At 38.0% G+C, this 12625-nt stretch carries 13 protein-coding genes and 1 pseudogene; 10 read left to right on the top strand and 4 right to left on the bottom strand.

Features of this window, described 5'->3' with window-relative positions:
* The first annotated feature begins 103 nt into the window (after nt 1-103).
* A complete protein-coding gene (locus ACSVDJ_RS08885; RefSeq protein ID WP_439168135.1) occupies nt 104-724 on the top strand; it encodes an FMN-binding negative transcriptional regulator in 621 nt (206 codons plus the stop codon).
* Nucleotides 725-882: 158 nt separating this feature from the next.
* On the opposite strand, the gene ACSVDJ_RS08880 is transcribed toward ACSVDJ_RS08885, so the two are convergent.
* Genes ACSVDJ_RS08880 through ACSVDJ_RS08870 form a run of 3 tightly spaced genes read right to left on the bottom strand, consistent with a single transcriptional unit; the run spans nt 883 to nt 2862 of the window.
* A complete protein-coding gene (locus tag ACSVDJ_RS08880) occupies nt 883-2133 on the bottom strand; it encodes a DUF4153 domain-containing protein (protein WP_439168134.1) in 1251 nt (416 codons plus the stop codon).
* Between the two features lie 19 nt (nt 2134-2152).
* The gene (locus tag ACSVDJ_RS08875) at nt 2153-2368 is read right to left on the bottom strand and encodes a helix-turn-helix domain-containing protein (RefSeq protein WP_017153334.1); all 216 of its coding nucleotides are present in this window, start codon (nt 2366-2368) and stop codon (nt 2153-2155) included.
* A gap of 11 nt (nt 2369-2379) precedes the next feature.
* On the bottom strand, nt 2380-2862 hold the full coding sequence (locus ACSVDJ_RS08870) for a DUF2975 domain-containing protein (protein ID WP_439168131.1): 483 nt from the start codon (nt 2860-2862) through the stop codon (nt 2380-2382).
* Between the two features lie 496 nt (nt 2863-3358).
* Here ACSVDJ_RS08870 and ACSVDJ_RS08865 point away from each other — a divergent pair, with 496 nt between their 5' ends.
* From ACSVDJ_RS08865 to ACSVDJ_RS08855, 3 genes are read left to right on the top strand one after another with little or no spacing between them, the layout of a single operon-like run.
* Complete coding sequence (locus ACSVDJ_RS08865) at nt 3359-3676, top strand: PadR family transcriptional regulator (RefSeq protein ID WP_439168129.1); 318 nt, start codon at nt 3359-3361, stop codon at nt 3674-3676.
* Nucleotides 3663-4232: a DUF2812 domain-containing protein gene (locus tag ACSVDJ_RS08860; RefSeq protein ID WP_439168127.1), complete on the top strand. Its 570-nt coding sequence runs from the start codon at nt 3663-3665 to the stop codon at nt 4230-4232. The genes ACSVDJ_RS08865 and ACSVDJ_RS08860 overlap by 14 nt, the downstream gene beginning before the upstream one ends.
* A gap of 16 nt (nt 4233-4248) precedes the next feature.
* Nucleotides 4249-5514 (top strand): erythromycin esterase family protein, encoded by a 1266-nt coding sequence (locus tag ACSVDJ_RS08855; RefSeq protein ID WP_439168125.1) that lies wholly within the window; start codon nt 4249-4251, stop codon nt 5512-5514.
* 398 nt (nt 5515-5912) lie between these two features.
* Here ACSVDJ_RS08855 and ACSVDJ_RS08850 read toward each other — a convergent pair whose 3' ends face one another.
* Complete coding sequence (locus tag ACSVDJ_RS08850; protein ID WP_439168123.1) at nt 5913-7103, bottom strand: RNA-guided endonuclease InsQ/TnpB family protein; 1191 nt, start codon at nt 7101-7103, stop codon at nt 5913-5915.
* Between the two features lie 241 nt (nt 7104-7344).
* Between ACSVDJ_RS08850 and ACSVDJ_RS08845 the strand changes: the two are divergent.
* From ACSVDJ_RS08845 to ACSVDJ_RS08820, 6 genes and pseudogenes are all read left to right on the top strand, one after another.
* Nucleotides 7345-7761: pseudogene (locus ACSVDJ_RS08845) on the top strand (helix-turn-helix transcriptional regulator); the annotation flags it as partial.
* 42 nt (nt 7762-7803) lie between these two features.
* The gene (locus ACSVDJ_RS08840; protein ID WP_439168121.1) at nt 7804-8436 is read left to right on the top strand and encodes a LysE family transporter; all 633 of its coding nucleotides are present in this window, start codon (nt 7804-7806) and stop codon (nt 8434-8436) included.
* Between the two features lie 158 nt (nt 8437-8594).
* Nucleotides 8595-9155, top strand: a complete 561-nt coding sequence (locus ACSVDJ_RS08835; RefSeq protein ID WP_439168119.1) for a cysteine hydrolase family protein — start codon at nt 8595-8597, stop codon at nt 9153-9155.
* Nucleotides 9156-9166: 11 nt separating this feature from the next.
* Entirely contained in the window at nt 9167-9577 is a 411-nt protein-coding gene (locus tag ACSVDJ_RS08830) for a GNAT family N-acetyltransferase (protein WP_439168117.1), read from the top strand.
* A 100-nt stretch (nt 9578-9677) separates the two neighbouring features.
* A complete protein-coding gene (locus ACSVDJ_RS08825; RefSeq protein WP_439168115.1) occupies nt 9678-10958 on the top strand; it encodes a hypothetical protein in 1281 nt (426 codons plus the stop codon).
* Nucleotides 10959-11200: 242 nt separating this feature from the next.
* A complete protein-coding gene (locus ACSVDJ_RS08820; RefSeq protein WP_439168113.1) occupies nt 11201-12619 on the top strand; it encodes a YfcC family protein in 1419 nt (472 codons plus the stop codon).
* Nucleotides 12620-12625 lie beyond the last annotated feature (6 nt).

Here is a 12625-nt window from a genome sequence, read left to right as displayed (position 1 = left end):
TCAAACGGAGATTTACTACTATTTAAAAAATTTACGTGTGAGTTGAACAGGAGTTTATGACTACTTTTATTTTCAATTAACTTAGACAAGGAGAAGATCGATCATGTATATTCCTAAGTATTTTAAAGTAACTTCTATCCATGAAATTGAAGAGTTTATTCAAAAATATTCATTTGGCACGCTTGTCACAACCAAACAGGGTAGGCCAATAGCTACTCATTTACCTTTTGGATTAACTAAAAAAGGAGAAGACTACTATATAACCGGGCACATGGCTTATGGAAACCCCCAATGGAGAGAACTGGAAACTCGTGAAGAGGTACTAGTTATATACCAGGGGCCACATGCTTATATTTCTTCTTCATGGTACCAGCATGAAAATGTTCCAACATGGAATTATCAGGCCATACATGTATATGGAACAGCCAGCATTTTGAATGAACAAGAATTAAAACAAGATCTTACAATAATGCTACAAAAGTATGAAAAACATCGTAGGAATCCAGTTTTATGGGACAATCTTTCTCCTCAATTATTAGAAAAAGAACTAAAAGGTGTTGTTGGATTTAAGATTAAAGTACAAGAAATTCAAGCCGCCTATAAATTAAGTCAAAACCGTGATAAAGAGGACTATTATAACATCGTTGATAAGTTATACGAGGAAGAAAATCTAAATTCTCAACAAATAGCAGAGGTGATGAAAGAGAATGTGAAAAGATTATAAATAATTAGGGGCTGATCACTCATTGAAAGTTGAGGGGTAAGCTAATGAAATAAGCCGATACTATGCAACTCTGTATAAAAAGCTGCATAATATCGGCTTGAAGGATTTGATACGTTATAGAAGATTAGCTTTTCGTTACATTAACAGAGCCTTTCTAATTAAAAAATGATAGGAAAAGTAAATATAACGAAAGCTGCCCAAAGTCCGTAGACCGGCAAATATTTAGTAACAGCATCTTGGATAGTTGAAGGTCCGGATTTGTTTTGTAGAAAACGCATATAGGAGAACATAATCCAAATTAGATTTGCCCAGATAAGTATATTTACTCCTAAAACAGCAAGTCTATTAGGCGTAATCCCATAAGAAGAAAGCCTGAACACGATAGCTGACAAAGCTACACTGTCAATGATAAGCGCAAGAGCAATTAAGGCAACATTTATATAATCTGAAATGTTCTTTTTCTTGTCTGAATCGCTCTCAGTAATAGAGAATATCGTAACGGCCAATACACCAAGGAGTATTCCGTTGAAGGCTATCAGGAAATTGCGGTCCAAGAATGGATTTTTTCCGACCGATATAACCGTTATAAGATAGACCACCAATGTGATCAGGACAAGAGGACTGAAAATTTTAGCTATATATGGTGTAATATTTTTAGCAAGTTTAAGATTCATTGATACCAGATAGGCAGCCACAATAGCGAGAGCGGCAGCACCAAATAAAACGATATTACTAAAATAGAAGGCTCCTATATCCAAGCCAACAAAGCTAAATAACTGCATCGTTAATGCTGCTAGTATCATTCCGCTAACTGCCATGCTGGCGTAGAGAATACAATATTCCAAATTAAATTTAATATAAGATAATCTTGCACTGCCTTGTGAATATTCATTTCCTGTAAATGCAAGCCCTACCAATACCCATAAGAATATGGGAAGGTGTAAATAAGCAAGGATCATACTGTCTTTATAATCTAATGGCAGCATATTAAGATACAACCCGGAAATTAGGAACAACGCTGCAAGGGAATAAATAACACTTTTTTTCGGAATATTATTGTAAACAAAATAAGCAGCAATAAAGGGAATTATACCAAAAACCAGATTAATTGGAGCAATTGCTCCCTGTTCGACAAAATGGAAAATGCCCCTGGTGCTTATCCCGGATAGAATGGCTAAAATGCCCATGAATAAAAAACCAAAACCTTTTTGAAACAAGGAAGATTTTTCTGTATTTGCTGTCTCCTTGAAATGTAATCTTTCATACCAAACGCCAAGAATCTGAGAATCAGGATTTTGTTCCCATGCGTGTGAGAATGCCTTTTTAAAAGCTTTCGGATCTTTTCTATACATTCTCTCCAGCTCATGAGGAGTAGCGATATTTTCAATAATGAAATTGTTACTGTCCATAGTTATACCTCCACAATATTTAGCTGTCTTCGTCACTTTTGTATTCTAAAATATCTCCAGGCTGACATTCTAAAGCTTTACAAATTGCCTCTAAAGTGGATAATCGAATCGCTTTTGCCTTTCCATTTTTCAATATAGAAAGGTTCGCCATTGTTATTCCAACCTTCTCTGAAAGTTCTGTTACGCTCATTTTCCTTTTCGCTAACATCACATCAATATTGATTATAATTGCCATTGTTATTCACCTCATACCGTTAAATCATTTTCTGATTTGATATCAATTGCTTCTTGTAAAAGCTTTTGGAGAACAGCCGCAAAGACTGCGATAACCATCGAAGCAAAAGGAACAACCAATCCGATAAAGATCACTCCCGGTGCGTCGTCTACTTCTGCAAAGATATAGAAGAGCGGCCAAACTAGCATATGCAAAATACTAATGGTGATTGCACAGTATTTGATTTTCTTTAAAGCTTTTACAGATAAATCGGAGAAAGCTTTATTTTTGTCAATATAACGTAAGAGTTTGAAAGCCTGATACAAAGCAAAGTAAAAAGGGAGCGTCGATGCATCAAAAGCGATGAAAACGAGATATTTTACAAAAGCAAACTCTGGAAGCAATTTTGCTGCAAAATTCGCCATCTCAGGCACCAAAAAGATGCATAGAGCAAGAACTGGAATTCCTAAAAGAATAACAGCAAATTTTAAAAACAACGTTGTTACTTTTTCCATAAAAAGCACCTCACCTATTTATTCTGATTTTGATTTTAGTATATAATTTATCGTTTTACAATAAATTTTTATTAAATTAGATGAATTTTTTATTGTATTTTTTTGTTTTAAGTAAAAATAATTTTAGGGAGATTTGTTTCTTTAGCTTGGTGAGCATGTGACTGGCCCTTTTTTTGCACATCCTCCGAAATGGGAGAATAACATCTAGCATGTTTCTCGCCTTTAATTGATCGCAGTATAGTATCAACATTTATACAGTATTTTTAAATTGTGCTTACTGAACAAACGGGCCATCTAATTGAATAAGACTACACAAAAAGCCGCTTTTCCTTACGTAAGGAAAAGCGGCTTTTTAGATTGATTTTTCCCTTGTTATCAAGATTTCTACTTTAAGTTCCTTTGACTGATTTTGAAAATGTTGTTGACTATTCAGTTGAACTGTATTACGTTATTATTAAGTTGAACTATATAGTCAGACTGAATAGGGGTTGAGAATATGAAACATAAATTATTGCCGTTGTCTGAAACCATGCATTATATTTTATTAGCTCTACGTGAGCCACTCCACGGCTATGCCGTAATGCAGAAGATAGAAAAAATAAGTAATGGTACTGTTATTTTAGCAGCTGGTACATTATACGGTGCGATTGAAAACTTGAATAAGCACGGTTGGATTAAACCTGTTGGAGAGTCAGGTCGGAGAAAAGTTTATATGATAACTGCGGAAGGAAACGCCATTTTGAAAATGGAACAAAACAGGTTATTGCATATTTTATCCCTGTACGAAGGAAGTGAATCGAATGAAGAAATTTAAAATGTTTTTTGATATTGAAAAAGAGGAGAAATGGCTGAACGAACAATTACAAAAAGGCTACCGTTGTACAAATATTAGTGGATTAGGAATATACACTTTCGAAAAAACTGACAAGCGATATGTGATGCGATTAGATTATCAAGATTATTTACCAAAGAAAAAGTTCAAAGATTACACAGAGATATATGAAGACTTCGGTTGGAATTATATAAAAGGCTCCTGGCTTGGTGGAATTCAATATTGGCAAAAAGAAGATGACGATCAAAATCAAATCTTTTCGGATCGCCAATCAAAGAGTAATTATTATAAAAGATTAATGGGTTATTCATCTGGTTTAGGCATACTGTTCTTGTTTTTTTCTTATATGTTTTACAAGGATTCAGGTTTATATTTAACGGAAGGTCTTTGGAGTATGAAAGGTGCATTATTTTGGAAAGCATTTTTATTCGAGACTTCGTTTGTCCTTTTGAGGTTGCTTCCCGTCCTTATGGGTGTTTTCTTTGGTAGCAGTTTCTATAAAGCCTATCAAAAGTATTCAATGTTAAAAGAAAAATAATACGAGGGGGTTAATTATGCCTTTTTTTAAAAAAAGTTCTTTATTGTTTGTAGCAATTTCTTTATTTATTTTATTGTCCGGATGCGGGACTGGTGAAACAGTTGATAAAGCAGATCAATACATATCAACCATTGAACAAATCGATATTCCAGACGATATAAAGATAATCGGATTGGGTGAGGCAACACATGGGAATATTGAATTTCAAGAGTTGAAAAAAGACGTTTTTGAAGTATTGGTGAAAAATGAAAATGTCCGTGTTTTCGTCTTAGAAGGTGATTTTGGAGGCGGACAGAAAATTAATCAATTCATTTTAAATGGCACTGGTACTGCAGAAGAGGTAGTAAACACCCTTGATTATAGTATTTATAAAACAGAACAAATGATTGATCTTGTTCAATGGATGCATGATTATAACGCGACGGTGAGCGAGGACGAGAAAGTTTATTTTTATGGAAATGATATGCAACGCTATGACTATAGTAAGAAAGGCGTGCTTGACTATTATAAAGTTGTTAGTGCAGATGCATTCAAAAAATATGCATTACAGCTGGAACATGTTTCAAATGATAAAATGCATGAGTTAACGACGGAGCAATTGAACGAAATCGATGAAACAATAGAAAATATCATTTTAGACCTGCAAACAAATGAAGTGATTTATGTGGAACAATCGTCTACTGAAGCCTATCTCTTTGCTTTACAATATGCACAAATCATGAAACAGCGTACACAGTTATTGTTAAACGACGGAGATTATATGAAACTTCGTGATCAATATTTGGCGGATAATTTACAATGGATTGTTGAATTTGAAGCAGAGCAAGGTCACGATAACATATTCATTACCGGACATAATGGGCACATTGAAAAAACGTCTGCATCGTTAGCTGGTTACAAATCGATGGGAAATTATTTAGATGAGTTATATGGTGAAGAATACTTTGCAATTGGTACTGATTTTATTAGCAGCGAGTTTCAGGCGAAAAATGATGGCTCTGGTGAACGAAAAATTCATACACTGGAGAATCACAATGATTTAGTTGATGCATTCAGTGAAGTGGAGCCAAATGTTTTCTATGTTGATTTTGAAAAAGCAAGTAAGTCGAATGAGTTATTGGATATCATCTCGAGGGAACAAAAAATGGCGAATATTGGGGACGATTTCCGGTGGTGGTACAAGACTTTAAAAATGTTTTACACGATTGAAATGACACCTAACAAAGCATATGACAGTATGATTATTGTAAAGGTAGCAACACCAACAAATGTCATAGAATAGCACTATTTTAAAAAGTCGATTCCTTAGCATGCAGGAATTCGACTTTTTAGTGACTGGTATATTTCAGGGCAACGGAATTACTACCTCAAGCGCAATATCATACAAGAAAAATTTTATAGTAAATGATATTTTTATAATTGTCATTACAGTATAGGAGGACAGCTGGATGATGAACCTCCCCCGCCTATTGCTTCGCACTTGAGGTGGGGGTTTCTTGTCGATCCCCTCGATATCAGAAGCTGGACAATGTCCATAGGTGTACACGACACCCTCGTCTTTCTCGGGGACTGACGCTCCCATACGGAAGCAGTGGTCTTGACGCAAGATGTCTCTCGACGGCTTGCTGCCACCGTAAGCAACAGAGAGAACATTCCCTCTGGGGCGGTTCTGCCCATCTACTACGCCTGTACAGGACGTAGATACGTGATGTTAGTCAGCATCACTTCTCGAAACTTCCCGTGCAAATATTGGGATAAGATATTCGCTGCACCGTGGACATCCCGATGCTGTTCATAACCGCAGGAGCATTGGTAGTTTCGTGAACGGACTTTGTTTCGTTTTCCGCAAGCAGGGCATGCTTGCGTCGTATAGGCTTCGTTTTCTTTTGATAAGGAGACGCCAGTCGCTTCTAATTTATAGGCCAACTGCTTGGTTAGTTTTCCAAAGCTCCAGTTGCTGAGTTTTTGGTTCATTTGTTTGGAACGGGTATGTTTTCGTTTTTTGTTTCGCTTGCTTGTGTGTCGCTGGACGCCTTCCACATCGCCAAGAGCGACATGTCCGATCTTTTGTTCCACGCACCAGTTCACAAAAACACGAGTCGTCTTATGCAGGAGATCCCCTAGCTGTCGTTCGCTTTTGGAGAGAATGTACTTTTTTGCCCGGTTGTATTGGCGCCATTTTCTCGACCCTTTTTGACATCGACTCATGAGAATTTGTAGCTCTCTCACTTTTTTGTTTCGCAATCGGTGAATGCTGCGCATCTTTCTGCCCGAAATCACCAGTGCTTGTCCACTTGTATTGACGGCGGCGATCGTATGAATCTCACCTGGATCAATCGCGGCTGTATGCCCGTCTTGAATTGGTACAGGGTTAACACCGTCTTCATACGACAAACAAGCATGCCACCGACCGTCGTAGACGAGTTCTACTTCTTTAACCACACCAGTTGGAACCGAGGCAAGCGTCAACACGAGAGGTGCCTGTTGTTTTCCTTGCCATCTTCCTAAGCTAAGTATCAGTTTCCTTCCTTCTAACACGAAGGATTTGTCCACCCATTTAGGATGGAACACGAACTTTTCTTTGTATGGATACCGGATGGACTTATTTATTTTTCTTGCTTGGCGAACCCCTTCTCGGGCACGCAAAAACTTGTGGCACACCGCTTGGATCGTCTGACTGTGAAGAGGATACAAGCCTTTTAATTCAGCTTGAAGGTCGTTTTTGTTGATCCACTTGCCGTGAATCCGGTAATAATACCGAGCCAACTGCACGCAGTCATTCCAAATTGTTCCGCAGATCCGACGTAGGTGAAACAACTGTTGAAGCGTGGACTGTGGCGCTCTAAAGCCCGTTTTCAACGTGCGATACATGAGATCCCCCTCCTTTGTCATCATTATAAAATAGAATACACGTTCCCATCAAGAGCAAATGGAAAATTCCATCCTTTTTTCTTTCGACAAAGTTCGGGAGGTCATCTAACGAAACGCTTTTCGGCTGTGCCGAACCGAGATTCATCCCCTCCCTACTCGCTGGGCTCTGCCCTTCGCGTTCTTTGAGGAAGAGGACTTCTCTCGGATTATGTTAAAAATTTCGCAGAATGAGAGTGAGTTCATGAAGGAGGAGTTATTTTTATATTTATTAGAAGAGCTCATTCAGAAGCATTCTGACCTTACAATCCTTTCACCAGCTTCTGAAACCACTTACGAAATCCAAACAGTGTGTAACTATTTGGAGGAAAATTATGAAAAAACGGTTACACTTAATGATTTAAGTAACTTAACGGGATGGAGCAAGTATCACTTACTAAGATCCTTCACAAAACAAAAGGGAATCTCTCCTTACAGTTACCTAGAAACAATTCGAGTAAATCATGCAAAAAAGCTTTTGGAACAAGGTGTAAAGCCCATCGAAGTGACATTTTTAACAGGGTTTAGTGATCAAAGCCACTTGACTAAATTCTTTAAAAGACTCGTTGGCTTAACACCAAAACAGTATATGAGAATTTTTGAAAGTGAAGGAGAAACATAGGTAGCCGATTTGAACAATAGATAAAAAACGAGGAGGAGTAAGATGGATAACTTGCTTGCATATATCTTAATGGCCCTTATGATGTCTATGTTGCCCGGTACAGATACGGTGCTTATTATGAAAAATACGCTTAACTATGGAGCGAAAGCCGGACGCTATACGATACTCGGGATGGCGACAGGGCTTACTTTTTGGACTGTTATTGCCGTTCTCGGTTTATCAGTTGTCATTACCCAGTCAGTGTTTCTTTTCAATGCGATCAAGTATTTAGGAGCTGCATACTTATTTTATTTAGGTGTAAGGGTGTTTTTTACTAAAAATACATTTTCATTGGAAGCTGTTCAAGCTGAATGTCAACATTCGATGGATAAGTCATTGCGTCATCATTATAAAGAGTCCTATTTACAAGGGGCCATCAGTAATATTCTTAACCCTAAGACTATTTTGGTCTACATAACTTTTATGCCTCAATTCATTGATCTTACTGGAAACACAAATCAACAACTGATTGGACTAGGATTGATCCTTACTATAATAGCAGTGGGATGGTTTTTGATCTTGGTTTATCTTTTAGATCATGTGAAAAAGTGGTTGAAAAAACCTAAATTTCAAAAAGCATTTCAAACATCTACTGGAGTAATGTTAATAGGGTTTGGAGTAAAAACGGTCATTTAAATTCCTTTCATGTTAATAGATGGGCTTCAGCGTTGACACCCGATACTGTTGATGCAAGTTGGAGGAGGGAATACTACACTTGTACAAAAGTATGATCGGCATATAAAATGGGGTTATAGGTATCGATAGGGCCTTAAAACATATTTGGAGGAAATCTGATGAATGAAACGAAAAAAGCTTTAATTTTAGTTGATGTACAAAAGGCTTTCGATGATAAAAAATGGGGAGAGAGAAATAACCTAAATGCAGAAGAAAATATCAGCAAGATACTACAATGTTGGAGGAAAAAGGGGTGGTTAGTCATCTACATACAACACACTTCTGATAATCCTCATTCGGTATTTCATCCGATGAATAAGGGCTTTGCGATTAAAGAGATCGTGGCACCTATGGAGGGTGAAGTTATTATTACAAAGAAGGTAAATAGTAGCTTTATTGGTACTGATTTAGAAGAGCAATTAAAAGCAAGTAAAATATCTACCGTTGTAATCACTGGATTGACTACACCTCATTGTGTATCAACAACAGCAAGAATGAGTGGTAATTTAGGTTTCAGTACATACCTGATTTCAGATGCTACCGCAGCATTTGGTTTGAAAGACCAAAACGATAGATATTATGATGCAGAAACTATACACAATCTATCTCTAGCTACATTGCATGATGAATTTGCCACAATACTTACAACAGAGCAATTAATTAACGATTTTATAAAATAGGAGTTATTTCTATGTCTATTGTCTATACAACAGAACCACCAAGAACGTTTGAACAGTTAAGTGATTTATATGAATCATTAGGTTGGAATTCACTCGGCTTAACTGCGCATGATTTAGAAAAAATGTGCAGCCAAAGTTGGTACGCTTTATATGCTTTTCATGAAAGAGAGCTTATTGGCATGGGGCGCGTTGTTTCTGATGGTGTGATTACAGGTATTATTTGTGGTCTTTGTGTATCGCCAAACTATCAGTCAAAGGGAATCGGAAAAGAGTTGCTGCACCGTATTATGGAGCATTGTGAGAAGCATCGTGTCATTCCACAGCTTATGTGTGCAAACGAGTTAACACCTTATTATGAGGCAGCTGGATTTCGAAAGTTTACGGTTGGGATGACGAAAGACATTGTATGTCATTTCATCTGATATATCGATTGTATGGGAAAGATGTAGCTGTAGAGACAGCGAAACGAATGGAGTATGGAATTAAGTTGTAAATTTCCACTAACTAAGGGGGGATAGCACAATGCCGACACAAATTGCATTTTTTGGTTCTGCAGCTATGGTGAAGCAAGTGCAGGAATCTACAAAAGACTTGACGGATATTTTGATTACACCATTTATTTATCAAAAACCGGAAGAAGTCATTTATCACCTTGATCAGGCCTTCTTTTGTGATGTACTGCTTTTTTCAGGATTGCTGCCTTATTATTTCGCGCAGGATCCATTAAAGTCTTACAAAAAGCCATGTGTTTATATCCCTATTAATGAATATATGCTGACGATTTCTATTTTCCAATTACTGTACAATGAGGGATACCCGCTTGATCGGATTTCGATTGATTTGCCGGATCAGTCCATCCTGCTGCAATGTTTGGATGATATTCAACTTAGTCCCAAGAATGTGTCCATCATTGATTATCCCTTTATTTTCAACAAGGAAACACCTCATTTTTCGACTAGTAAGATTTTGAACTATCATGAGGAACTTCATCGTAAAAAGAGGGTGGATATCACCTTAACCAGTATTCATGCGGTCTATGATGCCCTGCAGGAAAAGGGGCTTCCTTGCAGGAAAATGACTGACCCAAAAAAGAATATTTTAGAAGCAATTGAAGAAGCAGTGGTCCAATCAAACATCTATCAAACAAAGCAGTCCCAGATGGCGGTAGGCTATATTTTGCTAGAGTCAACTGATCTCACCACCGATATCATCCAGAAGATTGTGAATGATGTAGATGCCGAGTTTAAGTGTTCTACCCAATATCTTGATGACGGGTTATGTATTTTTTATAATACAAGAGGGAGAATTGAGCGGACAACGAACCACTTTAAGCTATTCCCGATCAAACATTCTTTGAAAAAGAACATCAAGCTGGGCATCGGATTTGGTCTTACTTCCAATGAAGCAAAGCGCAATGCCAAAGTGGCATTATCGAGAACGGAAAAGTATGCTGACCTGAACATTGCGTTCATTGTAACGGATAATGAAACAATCATTGGACCGTTAGGGGAAAAGGAGAGCAAAGAATATCGTTTAAACAGCTATGATAAAAATATTCAGAACTTGGCAAAAAAAGCGGGAATGAGTGTTGCGAAGTTCAATCAATTCATGTCCTTTGTCGATAGCCTGCCTATCAATCAGTTTACAACAGAAGATCTAGCAGAGAGCTTTTCGGTGACAAGGCGTTCAGCTGAAAGACTGTTAAAAAAGCTAATAGAACAACACTTAGTTTTTAAAATCGGAGAAGAGCAGCTGTACGAGCATGGAAGGCCCCGGTCCATTTATACATTTCAACTAAAATAGCATCCTATTCAGCAGGATGCTATTTTTTTATATTGACAGAGCATAAATGTAGACTTATAATAATTTTAAAATTCTCAATATTCAAAAACAAACCCACAAAGAAAGTTCTAAATGGGTGTAGAAAGGAGTTCAACTAACTAAAAGCGACATATTGGCGACAAACAAGCAATTCCCCATTCCTTAAACCGACGCATTACCGACATTTCACAAAAATCCCAGCCAATAAAAAAGGAGAGAGCCACATGTTATCCAAGGTAGAAACTGTAACACCAGGGATCCAACAGCAAAAAAAGTGGAAGTTCCCACATGTATTTGTCATTTTATTTGCCGTTATCATTATTGCAGCGATCAGTACTTATTTTATTCCAGCAGGTGAGTACGATCGGGTGGAACAGGACGGTAGAACGATTGTAGTCGATGGTAGTTACCATATTGTCAACAGTTCTCCTACATCCTTTCTGGCCATCTTTGAATCGATTCATAAGGGGATGGTGTCCTCTGCCAGCATCATTTTTTATATTTTTATTGTTGGCGGGACATTCGGCATCTTAAGGGCAACTGGAGCAATTGAAGGGGCGGTGCATTCCATTTCCGAAAAACTAGAGGGGAAGGAACATTTCCTGATTCCAGTATTGATGATATTCTTCGCACTTGGTGGCGCTATGCTGGGTCTTGCGGAGGAGACAATTCCATATATAACTATCATTGTGCCGTTAGTCATTATGCTTGGCTTTGATTCTATGGTAGGAGCGGCGATTGTGCTCTTAGGAACATCAGCTGGCTTTACTGCGGCCTTCATGAATCCCTTTACAGTCGGTGTGGCCCAAGGAATTGCCGAGCTACCGATATTCTCAGGCCTTTCATTACGAATTGTTTTTTGGGCGATCTTCTTAGCCATCAACATTTGGTATGTCATGCGCTATGCGAAAAAGGTAAAGAAAAATCCAGAAATTAGTCTTGTACATGAAGAAAGTAGAAAAGTGCTAAGAAACCTGGGGACACAGGAAAAAATAGAATTCACTCGCGCCCATAAAGTAGCATTTGCCATCCTACTTCTTTCACTGATTACACTTGCGGTCGGAGTTATTAAGTTCGGCTGGTATCTACCAGAGATATCAGGCCTATTTATTATCATGGGAATTGCCATAGGGATAGTAGCGAAAATGTCATTCAGCAAAATGGCGGAGTCCTTTGTTGATGGCTGTTCCGTCCTTGTCTTAGGAGCTCTGGTTGTCGGTGTGGCTTACGGGATTCTCGTCATTCTGCAGGATGGTAAGGTCATGGATACCATACTTCATTCACTTGCTGGTGTAGTGGGGGCATTGCCATCACAGTTAACTGCTCTTGGAATGTATGTTGTCCAATGTTTCATTAACTTTATTGTGCCATCTGGAAGCGGCCAGGCTGCTTTAACAATGCCGATTATGGCACCACTGTCGGATTTAGTGGGCGTGACAAGACAAACAGCCGTATTAGCGTTTCAATTTGGTGACGGTATTTCCAATGTTTTCACTCCAACATCGGGTTATTTCATGGCAGGGTTAGCACTTGCAGGTGTTTCTTGGATTAAATGGATGAAGTGGATTTGGCCGCTGATTCTCATTAATTATATTCTGGGTGCGATCTTTGTATCGATAGCCCATTTGATTGGCTTTCATTGATGTACA

Origin of the sequence: Bacillus sp. Hm123 (genome assembly GCF_051842975.2) — a bacterium.
Taxonomy (GTDB): Bacteria; Bacillota; Bacilli; order Bacillales; family Domibacillaceae; genus Bacillus_CE.
Note: the sequence above shows the minus strand (reverse complement) of the source record. Positions and strands in the feature narration are given on the sequence as shown.